Origin of the sequence: Micromonospora sp. RTGN7 (assembly GCF_033804645.1) — a bacterium.
Lineage (GTDB): Bacteria > Actinomycetota > Actinomycetes > Mycobacteriales > Micromonosporaceae > Micromonospora.
In genome coordinates this window covers 167,669-188,502 of record NZ_JAPZLF010000007.1, presented here as the reverse complement: position 1 = coordinate 188,502, position 20,834 = coordinate 167,669, and the positions used below count along the sequence as shown (strand labels likewise).

Annotated in this window: 20 protein-coding genes and 1 pseudogene; 14 read left to right on the top strand and 7 right to left on the bottom strand. The window is 71.9% G+C overall.

Annotated elements, in window-relative coordinates; translation table 11 throughout:
• Positions 1-69: 69 nt before the first annotated feature.
• The 7 genes from SNR22_RS12895 to SNR22_RS12865 all read left to right on the top strand — a co-directional run bounded on the left by SNR22_RS12895 (position 70) and on the right by SNR22_RS12865 (position 8,042).
• Positions 70-1,248, top strand: coding sequence for a saccharopine dehydrogenase family protein (locus tag SNR22_RS12895; RefSeq protein ID WP_320066760.1), 1,179 nt, complete (start codon positions 70-72; stop codon positions 1,246-1,248).
• 156 nt (positions 1,249-1,404) lie between these two features.
• Entirely contained in the window at positions 1,405-2,469 is a 1,065-nt protein-coding gene (locus SNR22_RS12890) for a MerR family transcriptional regulator (RefSeq protein ID WP_320066901.1), read from the top strand.
• Between the two features lie 223 nt (positions 2,470-2,692).
• Positions 2,693-3,979, top strand: a complete 1,287-nt coding sequence (gene serS, locus SNR22_RS12885; RefSeq protein WP_320066759.1) for a serine--tRNA ligase — start codon at positions 2,693-2,695, stop codon at positions 3,977-3,979.
• An 897-nt stretch (positions 3,980-4,876) separates the two neighbouring features.
• Positions 4,877-6,325: an alpha-amylase family protein gene (locus SNR22_RS12880; RefSeq protein ID WP_320066758.1), complete on the top strand. Its 1,449-nt coding sequence runs from the start codon at positions 4,877-4,879 to the stop codon at positions 6,323-6,325.
• An 82-nt stretch (positions 6,326-6,407) separates the two neighbouring features.
• The gene (locus SNR22_RS12875; RefSeq protein ID WP_320066757.1) at positions 6,408-7,325 is read left to right on the top strand and encodes a L,D-transpeptidase; all 918 of its coding nucleotides are present in this window, start codon (positions 6,408-6,410) and stop codon (positions 7,323-7,325) included.
• Positions 7,326-7,419: 94 nt separating this feature from the next.
• Positions 7,420-7,626 (top strand): type II toxin-antitoxin system VapB family antitoxin, encoded by a 207-nt coding sequence (locus tag SNR22_RS12870; RefSeq protein WP_320066756.1) that lies wholly within the window; start codon positions 7,420-7,422, stop codon positions 7,624-7,626.
• A complete protein-coding gene (locus tag SNR22_RS12865; protein ID WP_320066755.1) occupies positions 7,623-8,042 on the top strand; it encodes a PIN domain nuclease in 420 nt (139 codons plus the stop codon). Before SNR22_RS12870 ends, SNR22_RS12865 begins: the two co-directional genes overlap by 4 nt.
• 50 nt (positions 8,043-8,092) lie before the next feature.
• On the opposite strand, the gene SNR22_RS12860 is transcribed toward SNR22_RS12865, so the two are convergent.
• Both SNR22_RS12860 and SNR22_RS12855 read right to left on the bottom strand, forming a co-directional pair.
• A complete protein-coding gene (locus SNR22_RS12860; protein WP_320066754.1) occupies positions 8,093-8,347 on the bottom strand; it encodes a hypothetical protein in 255 nt (84 codons plus the stop codon).
• Positions 8,344-8,649 carry a DivIVA domain-containing protein gene (locus tag SNR22_RS12855; protein WP_320066753.1) on the bottom strand — a complete coding sequence of 102 codons (306 nt, stop codon included), beginning with the start codon at positions 8,647-8,649 and terminating at the stop codon, positions 8,344-8,346. Before SNR22_RS12855 ends, SNR22_RS12860 begins: the two co-directional genes overlap by 4 nt.
• Before the next feature lie 363 nt (positions 8,650-9,012).
• Here SNR22_RS12855 and SNR22_RS12850 point away from each other — a divergent pair, with 363 nt between their 5' ends.
• From SNR22_RS12850 to SNR22_RS12840, 3 genes are all read left to right on the top strand, one after another.
• A complete protein-coding gene (locus SNR22_RS12850) occupies positions 9,013-9,891 on the top strand; it encodes a helix-turn-helix transcriptional regulator (protein ID WP_320066900.1) in 879 nt (292 codons plus the stop codon).
• On the top strand, positions 9,884-10,084 hold the full coding sequence (locus SNR22_RS12845) for a DUF397 domain-containing protein (RefSeq protein WP_320066752.1): 201 nt from the start codon (positions 9,884-9,886) through the stop codon (positions 10,082-10,084). The genes SNR22_RS12850 and SNR22_RS12845 overlap by 8 nt, the downstream gene beginning before the upstream one ends.
• Positions 10,085-10,440: 356 nt before the next feature.
• Positions 10,441-10,992 (top strand): hypothetical protein, encoded by a 552-nt coding sequence (locus tag SNR22_RS12840; RefSeq protein ID WP_320066751.1) that lies wholly within the window; start codon positions 10,441-10,443, stop codon positions 10,990-10,992.
• 63 nt (positions 10,993-11,055) lie between these two features.
• Here the strand turns inward: SNR22_RS12840 and SNR22_RS12835 are convergent, their stop codons facing one another.
• On the bottom strand, positions 11,056-11,265 hold the full coding sequence (locus SNR22_RS12835; RefSeq protein ID WP_320066750.1) for a hypothetical protein: 210 nt from the start codon (positions 11,263-11,265) through the stop codon (positions 11,056-11,058).
• 476 nt (positions 11,266-11,741) lie between these two features.
• Between SNR22_RS12835 and SNR22_RS12830 the strand changes: the two genes are divergently transcribed.
• The gene (locus SNR22_RS12830; RefSeq protein ID WP_320066749.1) at positions 11,742-12,467 is read left to right on the top strand and encodes a hypothetical protein; all 726 of its coding nucleotides are present in this window, start codon (positions 11,742-11,744) and stop codon (positions 12,465-12,467) included.
• A 2-nt stretch (positions 12,468-12,469) separates the two neighbouring features.
• A complete protein-coding gene (locus tag SNR22_RS12825; RefSeq protein WP_320066899.1) occupies positions 12,470-13,525 on the top strand; it encodes an Ig domain-containing protein in 1,056 nt (351 codons plus the stop codon).
• Positions 13,526-13,693: 168 nt separating this feature from the next.
• Here SNR22_RS12825 and SNR22_RS12820 read toward each other — a convergent pair whose 3' ends face one another.
• Both SNR22_RS12820 and SNR22_RS12815 read right to left on the bottom strand, forming a co-directional pair.
• Positions 13,694-14,137 (bottom strand): hypothetical protein, encoded by a 444-nt coding sequence (locus tag SNR22_RS12820; RefSeq protein ID WP_320066748.1) that lies wholly within the window; start codon positions 14,135-14,137, stop codon positions 13,694-13,696.
• A gap of 190 nt (positions 14,138-14,327) precedes the next feature.
• Positions 14,328-16,430 (bottom strand): prolyl oligopeptidase family serine peptidase, encoded by a 2,103-nt coding sequence (locus SNR22_RS12815; RefSeq protein WP_320066747.1) that lies wholly within the window; start codon positions 16,428-16,430, stop codon positions 14,328-14,330.
• Between the two features lie 81 nt (positions 16,431-16,511).
• Between SNR22_RS12815 and SNR22_RS12810 the strand changes: the two genes are divergently transcribed.
• Positions 16,512-17,654, top strand: a complete 1,143-nt coding sequence (locus SNR22_RS12810; protein ID WP_320066746.1) for a site-2 protease family protein — start codon at positions 16,512-16,514, stop codon at positions 17,652-17,654.
• Here the strand turns inward: SNR22_RS12810 and SNR22_RS12805 are convergent.
• A complete protein-coding gene (locus tag SNR22_RS12805; protein WP_413775624.1) occupies positions 17,596-18,921 on the bottom strand; it encodes an FAD-binding protein in 1,326 nt (441 codons plus the stop codon). The two genes, SNR22_RS12810 and SNR22_RS12805, sit on opposite strands and share 59 nt — an antisense overlap.
• Before the next feature lie 179 nt (positions 18,922-19,100).
• On the bottom strand, positions 19,101-20,030 hold the full coding sequence (locus SNR22_RS12800; RefSeq protein WP_320066745.1) for an LLM class F420-dependent oxidoreductase: 930 nt from the start codon (positions 20,028-20,030) through the stop codon (positions 19,101-19,103).
• Between the two features lie 98 nt (positions 20,031-20,128).
• On the opposite strand from SNR22_RS12800, the pseudogene SNR22_RS12795 reads away from it, so the two are divergent.
• Positions 20,129-20,749: pseudogene (locus tag SNR22_RS12795) on the top strand (ATP-binding cassette domain-containing protein); the annotation flags it as partial.
• Positions 20,750-20,834: the final 85 nt, after the last annotated feature.

The window sequence follows — 20,834 nt, the reverse complement described above, 5'->3', positions numbered from 1 at the left end:
GCCGGCTCCTGGGCGGGTTGGCGGGCCGGGTCCTGAGCGGGTTGGCGGGCCGGGTGCAACACTCACAGGATGCGTGAGGACCGGGCGTACGACGTCGTTCTGTTCGGGGCCACCGGATTCACCGGGGGGCTCACCGCCGAATACCTTGCCCGGCACGCGCCGGAGGGGCTGCGCTGGGCGCTCGCCGGGCGCAACCCGGCGAAGCTGGCTGCCGTCCGGGGCCGGCTGACCGACATCGACCCGGCGCTGGCCGAGCTGCCGCTGCTCACCGCCGACGTCACCGACCCGGAGTCGCTGCGCCGGGTCGCCGAGGCCGCCCGGGTGGTGGCCAGCACGGTCGGGCCGTACGTGCACCACGGCGAGCCGCTGGTCGCCGCGTGCGCCCGCGCGGGCACCGACTACCTCGACATCACCGGCGAGCCGGAGTTCGTCGACACGATGTACGTGCGCCACCACGCCGAGGCGGTACGCACCGGGGCGCGGCTCGTGCACGCCTGCGGCTTCGACTCGATCCCGCACGACCTGGGCGTCTGGTTCACCGTCAAGCAGCTCCCGGCGGACACGCCGATCACCGTGGACGGGTTCGTCCGGGCGGGCGGGAAGTTCTCCGCCGGGACGTACCATTCGGCGCTCACGGCGTTCTCGCGTACCGCCGAGGCCAGCCGGGCCGTGCAGCAGCGCCGCGCGGTCGAGCCCCGGCCGGAGGGCCGACGGGTCCGGGCGGTGCCCGGGAAGGTGGGCCGGTCGAAGGAGATCGGCATGTGGGTGGTGCCGTTGCCGACCATCGACCCGCAGGTGGTCCGCCGGTCGGCGGCGGCCCGCCCGGAGTACGGCCCGGACTTCCGCTACCGGCACTTCGCCGCCGTGAAGCGGCTGCCCACGATCGTCCTCGGCGCGGCCGGGCTCGGTGGCCTGGTCGGGCTCGTGAAGCTCCCGCCGACCCGGCGCTGGCTGCTCGGCCGGCTCGCCTCCGGTCAGGGGCCGACCCCGCAGCAGCGGGCGAAATCCTGGTTCCGGGTGCGGTTCATCGGCTCCGGCGGGGGCCAACGGGTGCTCACCGAGGTCTCCGGCGGCGACCCCGGGTACGACGAGACCGCCAAGATGCTCGCCGAGTCCGCGCTCTGCCTGGCCCTGGACGACGGCCTCCCGGCCACCTCGGGCCAGGTGACCCCGGTGACCGCGATGGGCGACGCCCTGCTGGAGCGCCTCCAGCAGGCCGGCCTCACCTTCCGCGTGCTCAAGGAGTAAGGAAGGGCACCCTGTTAACGCTTTCGGTATAGGAAGGGCCCCTTCCTAACCGCCCGGCTGACGGCGAGTCCGGCTGACGGCGAAACCGGCTCCGCCACCGTCGGGCTTGACCCTCGACCAGGTCGAGGCAACAGGATCCTCGGTGTGGAGAGCGAATTGCGCAGCATCGGCGAGCTGGCCCGGGTCAGCGGGCTGACGATCAGCGCCCTGCGGTTCTACGACCGCTCCGGGGTGCTGGTGCCGGCCCTGGTCGACCCGTCGACCGGTTACCGCTGGTACGCCGACGACCAGGTTGCCCCGGCCCGCCTGGTGGCGGGGCTGCGTCGGGTCGGGATGCCGCTGGCGGAGATCGCCGCCGCCGTGCGGCACCGCGCCGAGCCGGCCATGGTCGGCCGGCTGCTCGACGGACACCTGCGCCGGCTGGAGGACGGCCTCGCCGATGCCCGCCGCGAGCTCTCCCGGGTCCGAGCCCTGATCGATCCCGAGGAGAACCCCATGACCACTCGTCTCGTTCTATCCCGCGTCGACCTCGCCGCCGCGCTCGACGCGGTCCGCTTCGCGGTCGGCGCCGATCCCGCCCTACCGATGCTGTCGGCGGTCCTCTTCGACGCGGACAACGACGGCGTACGCCTCATCGCCACCGACCGGTACCGGCTGGCGGTGTCCTGGGTTCCCGGCCGGGTCGACGGGCCCGGAACGCGGGCGCTCGCCCCGGTGGCCCTCGTGGACCGGATCCGCGCGCTGCTGGACACCGACGCCCCCGAGGCGCTGCTGCGGCTGGACGGAGCGAGCGTCTCCGTCTCCGTCGCCGACGACGAGGTCTCCGACACCGTCCTGCCGTACGACTCCCCGGACTACGGGCGGCTGCTGCGCGGGCCCGGCGCGGACGGGCCCACGTATCGGATCGAGGTGGACGTGCCGGCGCTGCGCGTGGCACTCGCGGGCGCGACGCCGGCCCTGGTCCGGCACGAGGGCATCGACATGCCCGTGACGGTGCTGGGCCTCGACGACGCGGGCGGGCTGCGGGTCCTCGACGGCGAGGCACCCGCCGACCCGGGCGCGGTGCGGGTCGGGGTCAACGGGCGGTACCTGCTCGACGCCCTGGACGCGGCGGGTGGGGGTCAGCTCGTGCTGGAACTGGACGGCCCCATCGCGCCGCTGGCCGTGCGTCGCCCCGACGACGCCGATGCGTTCTCGCTCCTGATGCCGATCCGCCTCTGACCGAGGGGCCTGGAAGGGCCGCCGCCGGCCGAGGAACCTGGGAGGGCCGCCGCCGGCCGAGGGGCCTGGCCGGCCGGCGCGACTTCGGGTGCGTTTGTTGTTGCCCGGGCGACGACAAACGCACCCGAAGGATGGCGGCGGACGCCGGGACCGGTCGTAGGGGGCGGCGACGGTAGCATCTGTGGGTCTTACCTGACCCCCGGATGGAGGCGTACGGAGCAGCATGCTCGACATGGAGTTGATCCGGAAGGATCGCGAGGCGGTGGCGACCGCGCTGGCGAAGCGACTGGATCCCGCCGAGGTCAACCGGGCGCTGGACGAGATCCAGCGGCTCGACCAGGAGCGCCGCGCCCTCATCACGGCCATCGACGCCGAGCGGCAGCGCCGCAAGGCGGAGGCCCGGGCGTACGCGGTGGCGAAGCGGGCCGGCACCGCGCCGGAGTCCGTGGCGCCGGAGGCGGAGCGCAAGCAGCTCGCCGAGCTGGAGTCCCAGCTCGACGAGGTGCAGTCCCAGCTCCGCGACCAGATGAGCGAGCTGCCCAACCTGCCCGCCGACGACGTGGTCGCCGGCGGCAAGGAGGCCAACCGGGTCGTGAAGACCTTCGGGCAGCCGCCGACCATCGAGAAGGTCCGCGACCACGTCGAGCTGTCCCGGTCGCTGGGCCTGGTCGACTACGAGCGGGGCGTCAAGCTCGGCGGCTCCGGCTTCTGGATCTACACGGGGCTGGGCGCGCGGCTGGAGTGGGCGCTGATCAACTGGTTCATCGACCGGCACATCGCGGCCGGGTACGAGTTCCTCCTCCCGCCGCACCTGCTGCTGGACAGCGTCGGGTTCGCGGCCGGGCAGTTCCCCAAGTTCTACGACGACGTCTACCACCTGGACCGGGAGTCCGCCCCGCGCGGGCAGTTCCTGCTGCCCACGGCGGAGACGGCGCTGCTGGGCACGTATCAGGACGAGATCCTGGACACGACGAAGCTGCCGCTGAAGACCTTCGCGTACACCCCCTGCTACCGGCGCGAGTCGGCCGGGTCGCACTCGGACGAGCGGGGCACCGTGCGGGGCCACCAGTTCAACAAGGTGGAGATCTTCCAGTTCACCCTGCCGGAGCAGGCGGACGCGGCGCTGGAGGAGATGCTAGCCCAAGCGGAAAGCCTGGTGGAGGGGCTGGGCCTGCACTACCAGCGCAGCCTGCTGTCGGCCGGCGACGCCAGCGCGGGGATGAAGAAGACCCTCGACATCGAGGTGTGGATGCCGAGCACCGGCAAGTACAAGGAGGTGTCGTCGGTCTCCTGGGCCGGCGACTACCAGGCCCGCCGGGCGGCGATCCGGTACCGGGAGCCGGGCGGCAAGCAGAGCCGGTTCGTACACACCCTCAACGGCTCGGCACTGGCCACCAGCCGGCTGTTCCCGGCGATCCTGGAGCAGTTCCAGCAGCCTGACGGCTCGGTGCTGGTGCCGGAGGTGCTCCGCGACCGAATGGGCACCGACCGCCTCACACCAGGCCGCTAACCACTGCAACAGAGCAGAAGGCGGGGGCTCTTTGGCCCCCGCCTTCTGCTGCCAGCGGGCAGCCCCTGGGACCACTCACCCCAGCCCTCGCTCCACCCCGACCCACCCGCCCCCGGCCCGCCCCCGGCCCCGGCGGCACCCCGGCCCCGCGCCTACCCCGGCCGGCCCCCAGACCCGCCCTCGCCCCGCCCTCGTCCTGCCTCGCCCCGCCCCGCCCTGCCTCGCCCCGCCCCGCCCCGCCCCGCCCCGCCCCGCCCCGCCCTGCCCTGCCCTGCCCTGCCCCCGGCCCCGCCCCCGCCCCCGCCCCCGGCCCCGGCCCCGGCCCCGGCCCCGCCCTCGCCCCCGGCCCCGGCCCCGACCCCGGCCTCGCCCTCGCCCTCGCCCTCGCCCCGCCGATCTTGCACTTTGGGCCCACCAGAAGGGCGTAATGCGGCATTTGTCGGGGCCGCAACCGCAAGATCGCGAGGCCCCGGAGTGCCTCAGCAGCACGGGGCGGTGGGGCGGGGGTGGGGCAGGTGGGGTGGGGCGGGGTGGGGTGGGGGGCGGTGGGGGGCGGTGGGACGCATCGGCTTCCGACCGGCCCGGCGAGGTTTACTAGTCGGCCCCGACCAGCCGCAGGGCAACCCGGCTCCCCCGATCGAGTGCGGGAGCATCGGGGCCAATGGATCGCCCCCGGTGACGGGTTTCGCGGGCTTCCCGGCACAACCCGGTTGAACCGTCCCGAGTGGGACCTCCGGCAGCGCCCCAGGAAACGATGCATGTCCATGCATTGACAGCGGTTGCAACACGCTTGTAACCTTTCCGCAAATTTCAGCATGGCTTGCAACATTGCGTCAGCCGAGCTATCCCCCACCGCAGCACCCCCACGGTTCCCCCCGACCCCCGTCAGGAGTTCCGATGCATCGACGTAGCCGCCGCTTGGCGGTCCTCGCCCTAGGCGTGATCGCCAGCCTGCTCGTCCCGACCGCCGTGGCGGCGCCCCCGGCCGCCGCCGCCCCGTCCGGCACGAAGCGGGTCATCGCCAACCTGTTCGAGTGGAACTGGCCCTCGGTGGCCAGCGAGTGCACCGCAGTCCTCGGCCCGAAGGGCTACGGCTACGTCCAGGTCTCCCCGCCGCAGGAGCACGTCCGGGGCAACCAGTGGTACATGGCGTACCAGCCGGTCAGCTACCGCATCGAGTCCCGCAAGGGCACCCGGGCACAGTTCCAGTCCATGGTGAACACCTGCCACGCGGCCGGGGTGAAGGTGATCGTCGACGCCGTGATCAACCACATGTCCGGGCAGGAGGCTGGCGGCACCGGTTGGGCCGGCTCGTCGTACGGCCACTACGACTACCCGGGGGTCTACCAGACGCAGGACTTCCACCACTGCGGGCGCAACGGCGGCGACGACATCGCCAACTACAACGACCGGTACGAGGTGCAGAACTGCGAGCTGGTCAACCTCTCGGACCTGAAGACCGAGTCGGAGTACGTCCGGTCGAAGATCGCCGGGTACCTCAACGACCTGCTCTCCCTCGGGGTGGACGGGTTCCGGCTGGACGCCAGCAAGCACATGCCGGCCGCCGACATCGCCGCCATCAAGGGCAAGCTCTCCCGCTCGGCGTACCTGGTGCAGGAGGTCATCTACGGCGCGGGTGAGCCGGTCCAGCCGACCGAGTACACCGGCAACGGCGACGTGCACGAGTTCCGCTACGGCAAGGATCTCGCCCGGGTGTTCCGCAGCGAGAAGCTGGCGTACCTGAAGAACTTCGGCGAGGGGTGGGGCCACCTGCCGGGCGGCTCGGCGGCGGTCTTCGTGGACAACCACGACACCCAGCGTGACGTCGGCGGGGTGCTGACCTACCGCGACGGTGGGATCTACGCCCTGGCCAACGCCTTCATGCTGGGCTGGCCGTACGGCTCGCCGACGGTGATGTCCAGCTACACCTTCACCAACCGCGATGCCGGACCGCCCTCGGACGCGAACAACAAGACCCGGAACACCACCTGCTACTCCGGCTGGGAGTGCGAGCACCGCTGGCGGGTCGTCGCGAACATGGTCGGGTTCGCCAACGCCACCCAGGGTGCGGGCGTCGCCAACTGGTACGACAACGGCAACAACCACATCGCCTTCGGCCGCAGCGGCAAGGGCTACCTGACGGTCAACGACGAGGACGGAGCGATCAACGGCCGCTCGTACCAGACCGGGCTCCCGGCCGGCCGGTACTGCGACGTCATCCACGGCGACTTCTCGGGCGGGGCGTGCAGCGGCCCGGTGATCACCGTGGACGCGGGCGGCTGGTTCGCGGCGAACGTCGCGGCCCACGACGCGGTAGCCATCCACGTCGGCGCCAAGCTGAGCTGAGCCGAGCTGAAGGGAGGGCCCTCTCCGGGCGCATTTCGCCTAGGAGGGGGCCTAACCTCGGGCAGGTAGTTACAGTGCGTTTGTGCTGTTTGCCCGATTGACCTCGCGGTGGGTGCTCGGCTGGCTGGCCGCCGCGCTCGGCGTACCGCTGCTGCTGGCCGCTGTGCTGCTCGCCGGCCAGGCCCTGACCCCCGACCCGGTCCACCCGGCTCCCCCGCCCGCCGCCGCCCCCACCGGGGACGCCGCGCCCACCGACGCATCTGCCCCCACCGACGAGCCGGTCCCGGCGGCGGCCCCCGCACCCGCCGACCTGCCGGTCGTCGACTACGACCCGGCGCCCACCGGCTTCCCGGCCGACCCCCGCCCGCTGGACGCCGCGCCGCTCACCGAGGGGCTGCGGCCGAGCCGGAACGTCGCCGCCTACGACGCCCCCGGCGGTCGGCCGCTGGCCTTCCTCGCCCCCACCATCAACGGCGTCAAGCTGACCATGCCGATCGTCGAGCGCCGGACCGGCTGGACGGCGGTGCTGCTGCCCTCGGCCAACCGGCGGCTCGCCTGGCTGCCGCCCGGCGACGATCGCGGCGTCGTGCCGCTGCGCGACCAGATCGTGGTGGAGCGCCGGCAGCACCGGCTCACCTGGTACCGGGACGGCCGGGCGTTGAAGTCGTGGCCGGTCAGCCTCGGCATGCCGGGCCAGTCCACCCCACTCGGCCGCACCTTCGTCCTCGGCCGCACCCCGCCGCCCGAGGCGGTGTACGGCGGCGTGGACATCTACGCCCTCGGCGCGGTCCCCGACGACCCGGACGCCGTCCCGGCCGGGCTGCGCGGCGCGCACATCGGCGTGCACAGTTGGCACAACGACGACACCCTCGGCGAGGACGTCACCAACGGCTGTATCCGGCTGACCCGCAGCGCTCAGCGCCAGCTCCTCGCCGAGGTCCCACCCGGCACCGGCGTACTGGTGGTTGACGCCCTGCCCACCCCGCCCCCGACCGCCTGACGCCACCAGAGCCTCAACACGTGCCCACCACTCTGATATCACCAGCGAGAGAAGTTGATATCATCCGAGAGTGTCCGCGACGAGAGGCAGGCCCATGTCCCGAACCATCGTTGACATCGACGACGAACTGCTCAGCGAGGCTGCGAAGATCTTCGGCACGACCACCAAGAAGGCCACCGTCAACGCGGCCCTCAAGGCTGTGGTCGACCGGGAGAAGCGCCGGGAGTTCGCCGACTGGCTCAAGAGCGGCGGCCTGCCCGATCTGACGGGGCCAGCTTCCGGCAAACGGAACGCCGCGTGAGTCGTGAGCTCTACCTGCTCGACAAGTCCGCGCTGGCCCGCTGGCCCAAGCCGGCCGTCGCGCCGGTCCTCGACGAGTTGTCCGACCGGGGGCTGCTGGCGGTCTGCGGCGCGATCGAGATCGAGGTGATTCAGAGCGCCCGGACCGCGAAGGACGCCCAGCGCACCCGCTGGCTGCTCGGTGGCTTCCACTGGTTCGCGATGCCCGACGACATCTGGGACCGGGCGATCGACATCCAGGTGCAGGCACTACACAAGGGCAACCACCGGGCCTTGTCCATGGCCGATCTGCTGATCGCCGCCACAGCGGAGCGCCACGGCGCCACGGTGCTGCACTACGACGGCGACTACGACATGATCACCGCGATCACCGGGCAGCCCACCACCTGGGTGGTCCCGGCCGGCACCGCAGACTGACCCCACCGCCTCGGCCCGCCAACCGAGCCAGGCCCACTCGCGGGCCATCCTCACCGCAGCCTCGGCCGGCGGGAGCACTCGCCGTCGTGGTCGGGCCGGAGCAGGCAGCGCCGGCCGCCCGTCAGGAGCCGGTCGCAGAAGACCCAATGTCGTACGTTCTGGTCGTCCTCGGCCGACACGGTGGTGCCGCCCGGTTCGGTCTGCGGCAGGACCTGCGTCCAGTGCGCCACCACCCGGGCGAGCCGCTGGGCGGAGAGCAGGTCGTTGGCGACCACCGGCAGGTGGATGACGAAGCGCTCGCTCACCGGCCCCACTCCCGCTCGTTACGGGCGTTCGCCTGCCCGGACCGCAGGTGGCACAGCGCGATCTTGATCCGGCTGGTCTCCCGGCGGCTCTCGGCGAGGGCGTCGTAGACGGCGGCCAGGTCACCGGCGAGCCGTTCGAGGAACACCTGGACCTCCAGCGGATCGAGCCCGCGCCGGCCGAGCGGGGCCGACCGGAACCGCTGCTCGCGCACCTGCCAGGGCAGCAGCGGGCGGTACGCCGCCGAGCGACGGCCGGCCGGTCCGTGGACCGACCGCCGGCGACGCCGGAAGAAGACGCGCATGACAGGACCTGCCTCTCGTCGGGATTAGACCTGTGGAAGGGCGGGCCCACCGGCCCGCCGCGCACCGGCGGACCCACCCCGGCACCTGCCACCGCAGCCTTCGATCAGCGGTACGACAGCAGGGCACACATAGCCACTGAGCAGCAGAAACTTCTCGGTGGCCGCAGAGGCAGTCAAGCACCGGAGAACACCAGTTGCAACATCGCAATAGCGAGTTCTGACGAGAGCCCTACCCCTCAAGACGCACTCTGTGTAATGTGTCTATCGCTTCTGAACCATCCCCTCGTCTGAATTGGACGGGCGCGTGTTGAGGCAATCTGAGCTGGGAGGACGGCGGTGTCACAATCAGTGACCGGATCGACCATGTTGCGCCGGCAGGTCGGGCGCAAGTTCGAGTCGCTCCGCAAGACGGCAGGGCTGACGATGGAACAGGCGGCCGAGCGCCTGGACCGGGCACGTGCGACGCTGCACCGCATCGAGAACGGCGCGGAGCACGTTCGCTTCCGGCAGGCCGACGTGCAGCAGATGCTCGACCTCTACGGAGCTTCCACCGAGGACAGCGAGCTGCTCCTCGCGATGACGGCGGCCACCAGGGAGAACAAGAACTGGTGGCACGACTACATCGGCTCCGGCTTGCCTCGCTGGTTCCAGCTCTACATCGGACTGGAAGCCGGAGCGACAAAGATCCGGCAGTACGAGGCGGAGTTGGTTCCCGGCCTGCTCCAGACCCGCGCCTACGCGGAGCAGGTCTTCCGGATGCCCGGTGGTGCGGTCGACGCAAAGGCTACAGACGAGCAACAGCGCGCCGTCCAGCTCCGCGCCGAACGGCAGGCACTTCTCACCCGGTTCTCCGCGCCGCAACTCAGCGTGATAATCAACGAGGCAGTGTTGCGCCGGCCGGTCGGCAGCGCCACGATCATGGCCGAGCAGCTACAGCAGATCCTGAAGGCCGCAGAGCTACCCAACGCAACCGTGCAGGTGCTTACTTTTTCTGCCGGGCTGCATGCCGGAGCGATGGCCGGAGCCTTCTCGATCCTGGAGTTCCCCGAGGACAGCAGCGGCAAGGAGGTGGAACCACCGGTGGCGTACCTGGAAGCCGCCACCGGAGCGATCTACCTCGACAAACCGCACGAGACGGCCGCCTACGACACCATCTGGGCCGACATGGCGAGCCGCGCCCTCAACGAGTCCCGATCCAAGAGCCTGATCCAGCAAGTCGCAGAGGAGTACTCCCGTGCCTGACCTGACCGGTGCCGTCTGGCGCAAGTCGACCCGCAGCAACAATGGTGGCAACTGCGTCGAGGTCGCTGACAACCTCGCTGGCGTCGTTGGGCTGCGCGACAGCAAGGACCCGACCGGCCCGCTGCTGGTCTTCCAACCGGACGCATGGGCAGCCTTCGTTGAGACCGTCAAGGGCGGAGCACTCGGCCGTTGATTAACAACCCGTGCTGCCTCCAAAGCGTTCCGAAGGCGGCACGGATCGACCTCGGGGACAGGCTCGACGCCTGCCGGATCGATGCCGAGAATTGAGCCCATGGGAGCGGTGTTGGCCGCGCACATAACTCCAACAAGCAGGCACGAGTTCGACCACGTGCGTCCCTGCAAGTGGCCGAACAACTCGACGCCGGGTCCAAGCCAGGGTATTGGGTCCGCTCGAACCGGCCCTGATCCGGCGTTCGATCGTGGTGGCCAGCTGGCCGACCAGTTCCGATGCATCCTCCCCACCGGTCGGATCGTTATACCCGTAGTGTCCGAATAAGGCGGCGTGTGGCCGCCGAGGAGGTCGTCGTTATGCGATCACGCTCTCTGGCCGCGCTCCTGGCCCTCCCCGTCCTGCTGGCCCCACCCGCGCTCGCCGCCAGCGCCGCCGGCTCGTGGCAGCCGGGCGACCCCGCGCCGGCGCCCAGCGACTGGCCCCACCAGACCACGCTGACCCTGGCCGCCATGAAGGTCGAAGTCACCGCCGAGCGGCGCTGGCCGGACAGCTACGCCGGTGCCGAACTGGACCTGCCCAGCGACGTGCTGATCGTGCACCGCAAGCCAACGCCCGGCCTCGACGAGGCAATCGCCTCCCTGGTGCCCCACGTGAACGTCAGGTACGCCTATGCCGCTCATTCCAGCAGGCAGATCAACACCTGGAAGGACCAGATCTACTCCGACCGCGGCTACTGGCACACCCGTGGGGTCGAGCTGCACGGTGTCGGCCCCGTCTTCGGTCGGTGCGTCGCAGTGGAGGTGGACAACCCCGACCGTGACCGCCCGGCGATCGTCACCCACTACCCGGATCGCCCTATCTGCGTCGAGCAGGGGTCGGGAAGCGTCCCCCTGTCCGCTACCTCCTGACGAGCCCCTTCTACACCTGGCGGCTGGTCCGGACGGAGGCCGCAGCGTACGGGCGTTGCGCTGTCACCGGGGCGGGTAGTGGCCGGGGCCGGGCGGCGGCGGGTACGCCGACGTGACCGTAGTGGTCGAGCGGCTCTTCGACTGGGCGAACCACCAGTGGATTGGCCAGACCAGCCACAGGAGCCCGCAGGTGAACAGGCCGCCTACCGCGTAGAGCACGTGCATCCAGCCGGGGATCCCGCCGGACGCGATAGTGGTCTGCTGGTAGCCCATCGGCGGCGGGTAGCCCGGGGCCGGGTAGGGCTGCTGAGAATACGGCGGCGCGGACTGCTGATACGGCGCGGACTGCTGGGGGTAGACCGGGACGGGCTGCGGTGGCCCTGACTGCGGATGCAGCGGCCCAGCCGGCGGGTATGGCCCGGGCGGCGGGACAGGCTGCTGCGGGCGGGTCGGATCGTCCGGAAGCATACGGTCAGGTTACGAACGCCCACCGGGCCCCGCCGTCCCGCCTCGGTCGGATAGTCGGCCAGAACAGTCCGGCCGATCGGCGGGGTGTCGGCCGCTGGCACGATAGATCCATGTCCTCGCCGCCGCCGAAGTACGCATGCCAGTCCCTGCCGCTCAAGTGCCTCAGCGCAATGAACGGCCACCTGCGGGTTGCCCGGTCATCACAATGTGGCTCGCGAGAGTGAACCGGCTCGGCAGCCAGCTCTCATGGCAACTCCAGTGGGGCCCTCAGTGGTGACCTGGTGCATCTCGGCCGTGCGCAGATCGGTAACAGCAACCCGGACCTCGGTGAGGTCGTGTTCTGGCGGGACAAGCAGACGGGCATGCTGATGGTCGGCAACCAGTCGACCGACACCAGCGTCGCGCTCTTCTTCCCGGGGAACCCGTACGGTGGCGCCGGCGCCGAGTCGATCATTCTTGGGAGCATGCAGAAGTTCCCCGTCGGCGACATCTTCACGCAGTACGCCAACGCCGACGTGGACGACCTGGTCATCACCCCCTTCGTGGACGACTCCAGCGCGCAGGCCGTGGCCGGCGTGGGCACCGGTGGCCCCACCGGCATCTCGATCCAGGCGTCCGGCCAGAACATCGCCCCGAGGGCCAAGGTGCAGCTCGGTCCGTCCGTCGTGATCGAGGCATCCGACACCACCGTGCAGGTCGCGGTGGTCGGCGGGCTCGTCCTCGCCGGAATCGTGCTCCTCAACGTACGCGGCGCCGGCACCACGGCCGCGCGCACCCTGAACGTGCTCCGCAAGCCGTCCGACGCGGCCGACGACGACACGTCGATGACGGTGGCCGTCCCGCAGGGCGTCGACATCACCAACGGCATCTCCTCCATCGACGTGATCCTTGCGGTGCAGAGCGCGAGCCCGACCGCGGCCACCCCCGTCCTGGCTCCCCACCCCGACGCCGTGCCGTTCACCGACGAGGACCTTGCCCGGCTGGCCGCATTCACTCCCGGCCAGTGACCATGGTCGAGATCACGACGCCCGATCCGCTTCCCCCGGGAACTGCTGGTGAGGCGTACCACCTGCAGTTGCAGGCCACGCACGGCATCTCGCCGTACTCGTGGTCGACGGCGAACGGCGAGCTTGCCTACGGCCTGGCGCTGGACGACGGGGGTCTGATCTCCGGGGTGCCGAAGGCCGAGGTGATCCTGTCGGTGCAGGTGTGCGTCCGGGACGCCTCGTGGCCTGCGCCGCAGTCGGCGCGGACGTGGCTGAACATCGTCATTCGACCGGCTGGTCGGTTCCTGGTAACGACCGCCGAGCTGCCGCCGGCGAAGCAGAACACCAGTTACCGTTTCGCACTCGCGGCGACGGGCGGGACCCCGCCCTACGTCTGGTCCGTCGACAGGGACTCGTTGCCGGCCGGGATCGAACTGGACGCGACGACCGGAACGCTCGCCGGCACCCCGGCCGCGCCCGGCTCGTCGTCCTGCGAGTTCGAGGCGACCGACGGTGTCGGCTGCCACGCGACCCGGACGCTGCCGCTGACGGTCCTCGGCGAGCTCGGGGTGACGACCACGGACCTGCCAGCGGCGATGGGCCAGCGCCCGTACGACGTCACGTTGCGGGCCGGCGGCGGAGCGCCACCGTACAGTTGGGCCGTCGCCACCGGCGCGCTTCCGGTCGGTATCGAGCTCGACGCCGCCACCGGGCGGCTGAGCGGCACGCCGCAGAGCACCGGAACCTGCGCCGCCAGCTTCACGGTGACGGACAGTCAACAGTCCCACGCCAGCAGCGCGACGATTCCGCTGACGGTTACCCCGACCGCCTGCCTCGCGACGATAACCTCGTTCACCGTCCACACCGAGGTCGTCGTACCGGATGTGTCGACTGCCACCAGCGCCGAGGCGGTACCGGACCGCGGGCGAGTGATGATCTTCGAAGCGAAAGGTACGCGGTACTGCATTGATGCCGCAGGGTCCGGCCCGCGCGCCCAAGGTCGTCCGGTGTCTCGGCGGCGGTCGTCGCGGCCAGCAGCACCAGGAGTGCACCTGTCGCGGGAACCACCGTCTGGGTGAGCCGACGTGGCAGGTAATCACGGACCTGACGCACTTCCACGGCCGCCGTGCGCGTGGGCCCACCTGGCGGCCGGGCAGTGGACTCGCCGATCAACACGCCCGCGAGGAGACGCCCTCTGGAACAACCGCACATGCCGCCGTTCGTGCGCTCGGCCCGTTCGCCGGCCGTCACTGTTGCGTAGATTGCGTTGGATCGCCGCCGTAGAGGGCTGCGAAGACGCGGTCCCGCAGGATCTCGTACTGCTGGCGGCATCGCCGAGGTGGGCCCGGCGGGCGTTGCTGGACTTGACCGCCGACAACGACTTCCGGCGGCTGGAACTGGTCAGCTGTCAGGTCGACCTCGCGGCCGTCGGCCAATCGATTCCAGTAGTGGTAGCCGACCTTGGCGTCTCCGGCGAGGACCTCGCCTAGGAGCAGCTCTCCGCCGAGCAGGTCCTGAATGATCAAGGCAGTCACCCCGCATTGACCACGAGCTGCGTTGCCGGCGTGCCAATCCTGCACATCGCTCGGGTCGCAGGTATCCGCTCCCCAGCCGCCGCGCAGTACCGGCCGCAGCATCTCCAGGTCAATCACGAGAGGGACTGATCGTTGGTCGCGCTCTTCAGACGTCACCCAGGAAGGGTCAGCCCTCGACCGGGTCGAGAGTCAAGAACTACTCCGCCTCGGGTCCTGGCCGGCCGAACGGCGCCACTAGCGGGCGCACTCATCTGCCGCTGACCGCGTGTCATGACCGGCGTCGAGAATCGCATGGCCCAGCGATACGACTTCGTGACCTGGTACAACCACGCCCACCGGCACTCCGTCACGCTGCCGGCCCCCGCTCCGACACACCGATGGATGACCGCTGGCGCGGCACGGCCGGACCCGCCTCCCCACTCAAGCTGCGCCACAAAAACTCCAGCGTCAGCGCCCAGACGAAGGCCCGCTGCGCGTTGTTCGCCGCCGCGCCGTGCCCGCCCTCGACGTTCTCGTAGTACGCCACGTCGTGGCCGTGCGCACGCAGCAGCGCCGCCATCTTGCGGGCGTGCCCCGGGTGCACCCGGTCGTCCCGGGTCGAGGTGACCAGCAGGACCGGCGGGTACGGCCGATCGGCGCGCACGTTGTGGTACGGCGAGTACCGGCGCAGGAAGTCCCAGTCGTCCGGCTGGTCCGGGTCGCCGTACTCGGCCATCCACGAGGCGCCGGCCAGCAACCGGTGATAGCGCCGCATGTCCAGCAGCGGCACGTGCGCGACGACCGCGCCGAAGAGTTCCGGGTAGCGGGTCAGCATCACCCCGGTCAGGAGGCCGCCATTGCTGCCGCCCTCGACGCCGAGTCGCTCCGGCGTGGTGATCCCCCGGGCGACCAGGTCGGCCGCCACCGCCGCGAAGTCCTCGTACGCCCGGGGCCGGTCCTCCCGGAGCGCGGCCCGGTGCCACCCGGGCCCGTACTCGCCGCCGCCCCGGATGTTCGCCACCACGTAGCTACCGCCCCTGGCCAGCCAGCCCCGGCCGATGACGCCGCTGTAGTACGGGGTCATCGAGATCTCGAAGCCGCCGTACCCGGTGAGCAGGGTCGGCCCGCCGGCCACGTCCGGGTCGCCCACCACGAAGTACGGCACCCGCGTCCCGTCTGCGGAGGTGGCGAAGAACTGCCGTTCCGCAATGCCCGTCCCGTCGAAGAACGCCGGTGCCCGCTTGAGCGTCTCGACGGTGCCGCCGACCCGTCCGAGCCGCAGGGTGGCCGGCTCCACGAACCCCTGAGACGAGATTAGGTAGTCGTCGCCGGTGTCGCGGTCGGTCTCCACCAGCCCGCTGTGGCCCGACTCCGGTACGCCCGGCAGCGGCTCCCGCCGCCACCCGGTCGCGTCGGGGGTGAGCACCTCCAGTCGGCTCCGCACGTCGGCAAGGGTGGTCAGGATGAGATGGTGGCGGGTCCACGCGTGGCCGCCCAGCGCGGTGCGGTCGTCCGGCGTGAAGAGCACCACCAGGTCCCGCTCACCGGCGAGGAACGCGTCGAAGCGGGCCGCCAGCAGCGCGCCCGCCGGATGGGTGACGCCCTCGACCGTCCACGGCGAGCGCAGCCCGATCACCAGCCACTCCCGGTGCACGTCCCGCCGGGCGTCCGCCGGCACATCGATTCGTCGCCGCTCACCCTCCTGCGTCAGCAGGTAGCTCTCGGTGCGGTAGAAGTCGAGGCTGCGGCCCAGGAAGATGCGCTCGAACCCGGGTGTGTGGTCGTACGAGGCGTAGGCGCTGACGTCGTCCGGCTGCCCCTCGAAGACGATGTCGGCCGCCGACAACGGCGTGCCCCGCCGCCAGCGCCGGACCGTCCGGGAATAGCCGGAGGTGGTCAGCGACCCGGGCCCGAAATCGGTGGCCACGTAGATATGGTCGGCGTCGATCCAGCAGACGTTGCTCTTGGCCTCGGCGAGCGCGAAGCCGTCCTCGACGAAGGCGCGGCCGGCCAGGTCGAACTCGCGCACCACGACCGCGTCGGAGCCGCCCCGGGAGAGGCTGACCAGGCAGCGCTCGTATCCGGGGCGCAGCACCGTCACGCCGTTCCAGACCCAGTTCTCGCCCTCCTCGGCGGCCAACGCGTCGAGGTCGAGCAGCACGTCCCACTCGGGCTCGAGGCGGCGGTACTGGTCGAGGGTGGTCCGCCGCCACAATCCCCGCGGATGCGTCGCGTCGGTCCAGAAGCCGTAGTAGAAGCCGTCCCCGCGCCACCCGGGGTAGGGAATGCGGTCGTCCGAGTCGAGCACCTGCCTGATCTCGGCCCGCAGGGCAGCGAACCGCTCGCCCTCGGTCAGCGCGGCCAGGGTCACCGCGTTTTGTTCCCGTACCCATCCGGCGGCGTCCGGCCCGTCCAGGTCCTCCAGCCAGAGGTACGGGTCGTCGCCCTCGTCCGTCAGCGTCACCACCATGCCACTATCCACCCACGGGTCAACCCGAACTGTGACCGCGAGCCCTGGCATGGCCCGGAACTGGCGGGGTATGACGTGAGGATGAGGGCGAGCTTCCGGATCGGCCGAATCGCGGGCGTGCCGGTCGGGGTCAACTGGAGCGTCCTGGTCATCTTCCTGCTGATCACCTGGGGTCTGGCGGGCAGCCAGTTTCCCCGGTCGTACCCGGACGAACCGACCTGGGCGTACCTCCTCGCCGGGCTGAGCGCCGCGGTGGTCTTCTTCCTCGGGCTGCTCGCCCACGAGGTCTCGCACGCGGTGGTCGCCAAGCGCAACGGCATCGAGGTCGGCGGGATCACGCTGTGGCTCTTCGGCGGGGTGGCCGAACTGCGTGGCGAGGCCCGCGACCCCGGCGCGGAGCTGCGCATCGCCGGGGTCGGGCCGCTGGTCAGCCTGATCATCGGCCTCGTCTTCGGCGCGGTGGCGGTGCTGCTGGCCCTGGCCGGCGTGGGCGGGCTGTGGCTCGGGGCGTTGGCCTGGCTGGCCGGCATCAACATCCTGCTGGCGGTCTTCAACGTGCTGCCGGCCGCCCCGCTGGACGGGGGACGACTGCTGCGCGCCGCCGTCTGGAAGGCCACCGGCGACCGGACGAAGGCCTCGGTGGTGGCGGCCCGGGCCGGCTGGTTCCTCGGCGCGCTGCTGATCGGGTTGGGCCTGTGGCAGTTTCTGGCCGGCGCCGGGTTCGGCGGGCTCTGGCTGGCGCTGATCGGCTGGTTCCTGATCGGGGCCGCCACCCTGGAGGAGCGGCAGGCCCGGTTGGGCAGCGCGCTGCGTGGGGTGCGGGTGGCCGACGTGATGACCCCGCAGCCGCAGACCGCGTCGCCGGACCTGACTGTCGGCGACTTCGTCGACAACTATCTCTTCGCGTACCGGCACACGGCGCTGCCGCTGACCGCCGACGGGCGGCCCGTCGGCCTGGTCACCCTCGACCGGGTGCGGGGCATCCCGGCCGACCGGCGGTCGGCGACCACGCTGGCCGAGGTGGCCTGCCGGGCCGACCAGCTCGTGCTGGCCTCGCCGGACGAACAGCTCACCGACCTGCTCCCCCGGCTCAACGGGTGCGCCGACGGCCGGGCGCTGGTGGTGACCGACCAGCTCCTGGTCGGAATCGTCTCGCCCAGCGACATCAGCCGGGCGGTGCAACGCGCCAGCCTCCGCGACCAGGCGGCAACCGGCCGCCGCTGATCGGGAAGTAGTGGTCCAGCAGGTCGGTGCGGAATTTGCCCGCCGGGTCCAGGTCGTGCAGGAGGGCCAGGAAGTCGGCGTGTCGGGGGTACGTGTCGGCGACCGCCGCCGGGTCGAGCGTGAACACCTTCCCCCAGTGCGGGCGGGGCGCGTACGGAGCCAGCCGCCGTTCCACCTCGGCCACCACAGGGGCTACCGCGTCGGCGTCGCCGGTCCAGGTGAAGTGCACGGCGAGGCTGTCCCGGCCGTACTGCGGGCTCAGCCACAGCTCGTCGGCGGCGACCGTACGCAGCTCGCTGACCTGGAGCACGGCGGCGATCCGGTCCGCCACCGGGTCGAGGGCGGCCAGCGCGTCGGCCGCCACCGCCCGGGGCAGGTGGTACTCCGACTGGAGTTCGTCGCCGCTGCTCGGGGTGAAGCCGAGCCGGAAGTGCGGCAGTCGCTCGTGCCACGGGCCCGGCTCGCCGAGCTGCGCGGTGCAGTTCCCCGCCGGCATGCCGGGCACCGGGTGCACCGGCCCGGCCGCCGCCGTGGTGCCGAGCCAGTCGTCCGCCGGCGGCGGGGCGTCGGCGAGCTGCTTGCGCCACACCTGGCCGATCCGGTCGCCGCGCCAGTCGGTGAAGAGACTGACGCTGTACGCCGAGGCGAACGCCTCGTCCAGCGCGGCGCGCGGCAGGTCGAGCCGGACGTACTGCCGCACGTCGAAGGCGGGCATCACGTCCAGGGTGACCCGGGTGACCACGCCCAGCGCGCCGAGGGCGACCACCATCCCGGCGAACCGGTCACCGTCGGTGTCCCGGCGTACGGTCAGCAGCTCTCCGTCGGCGGTGACCAGCTCCAGGGCGGCCACGGCGGTGGCGAGGTTGCCGATCCCGACGCCCGAGCCGTGGGTGGCGGTGGCCACCGCGCCGGCCACCGAGATGTGCGGCAGCGATGCCATCGTCGGCAGGGCGTACCCGGCGGCGTGCAGCCGGGTCGCCAGGTCGCCGTAGCGTACGGCGGCGGCCACCGTGACCGTGTGTCGTTCCCGGTCGACCTCCACGGTCGGCGGCAGCCCGGCCAGCGACACCAGGTCGCCGGTGGTGTCGCCGAGCCGGTTGAACGAGTGCCCGGTGCCGACCGCGCGGACCCGGTCGCTGCCCGCGACCAGCCGGCGCAGCTCGTCCACGCTCGACGGGCGGTGCCGCCGCGTCGCCGCGTACCGGACGTTGCCGGCCCAGTTGCGGCCCGGCACACCGGCCACCGGCCCCTGCTCCCCGGCGCTCACGTCCGTCCTCCCCACGCTCGGCATCATCCCGCACCGCCGCCCGGCGGCAAAACCCACGCCCACGCTGGGGCTGTCGATGCGCGAGGCAGCCCGGACGGCCGGATTGCGCGACCGGCGGCCACGTCCGCGTCGACGCCGGGGCCGGTCCTGCTGCGGGCCCCGGCGTCGATCGACGCGGCTCAGAGCTGCGGCATCACCTCGGCGGCGACCAGCTCGACCTGGTCCAGGTCGGCCAGGTCGAGAACCTGGAGGTAGATCCGCTCGCTGCCGGCCTCGGCGTACCGGCCGATCCGGTCGACGACCTCGGCGGGGGTGCCGGCGAGGCCGTTCTCGCGCAGTTCGTCCGGCTTCCGGCCGATCGCCTCGGCCCGCCGCCGGATCTCCGCCTCGTCGCGCCCGCAGCAGAGCACGAGGGCGTTGGACCAGCGCATCCCGGCCGGGTCCCGGTCGATCTCGACGCAGGCGGCGCGGACCCGCTCGAACTGGGCCACCGTGTCCGCGACGGAGACGAACGGCAGGTTGAACTCGTCGGCGTAGCGGGCCGCGAGGCGGGGCGTGCGCTTCGGCCCCATCCCGCCGAGCAGGATCGGCGGGCGCGGGCGCTGCACCGGCTTCGGCAGGGCCGGTGAGTCGGCAACCGGGTAGTAGCGGCCGGCGAAGTCGAACGTCTGACCGGCCGGGGTCTCCCACAGCCCCGTGATGACGGCGAGCTGCTCCTCCAGCCGGTCGAACCGCTCGCCCAGCGCCGGGAACGGGATGCCGTACGCGGTGTGTTCATCGCCGTACCAGCCGGTGCCGATGCCCAGCTCGACCCGGCCGCCGCTCATCTGGTCGACCTGGGCGACGGTGATCGCCAGCGGGCCGGGCAGCCGGAACGTGGCTGCGGTCATCAGGGTGCCGAGCCGGATCCGGGAGGTCTCCCGGGCCAGGCCGGCCAGGGTGGTCCAGGCGTCGGTCGGGCCCGGCTCGCCGCTCGCCGCACCCATCATCAGGTAGTGGTCGGAGCGGAAGAAGGCGGCGTAGCCGGCGTCCTCGGCGCAGCGGGCCACGGCGAGCAACTGGTCGTAGCTGGCCCCCTGCTGTGGTTCAGTGAAGATCCGCAGTTCCATGTCCCGAGCATAGGGAGCCCGCCGCGCCGGCGCCCCCGGGCCGCCCGGGACCGCGCGAACGGGACCACCCGCGACGGGGCCGACAGATACGGTGGGGCATGCCGTCACCACCCGTGGTCTCCGCACGCGCGCTCTGCGTCTCCTTCGGCGGCACCCCCGTGCTCCGGGGCCTCGACCTCGATCTCGACGCGGGCGACGCGCTCTGCCTGACCGGTGAGAACGGCGTGGGCAAGTCCACCGTGCTGCGCTGCGTCACCGGCCTGCTGACCCCCGACGAGGGCACGGTCCGGGTCTTCGGCAGCCCGCCGGACGACTCGGCGGCCTTCTGGCGCCGGGTCGTCACCACGATCGAGAACCCCAGCTGGTACGTGGGGCTGACCGTCCGCGAGCACGTCGAGCTGGTGCGGCTGGCCGGCGGGGCCGACCCGGCCGACGGGTGCGTCGACGAGCTGTTCAGCGCGCTGGGGCTGACCCGGGTCGGGGACAGCGCCCCGAACCAGCTCTCCTCCGGGCAGCGGCAGCGGCTGCTGCTGGCGGCCGTGCTCGCCCGGCCCGGCGAGCTGCTGGTGCTCGACGAGCCCGAGCAGCGCCTCGACACCGAGGGCCGGCAGGTGGTGGCCGGGCTGCTGCGCGGGCGGCTCGCCGCCGGGGCCAGCGTGCTCCTGGCCAGCCACGACCCGGCCTTCGTCGCGGCCCTCGGCTGCGCCGTCCTGCCACTGCACGCCGATCCCGGGCCGCACGCCGATCCCCGGCCGCACGCCGGCCCGCCGTCGCACGCTGATCCCCCGCCGCACGCCAATTCCC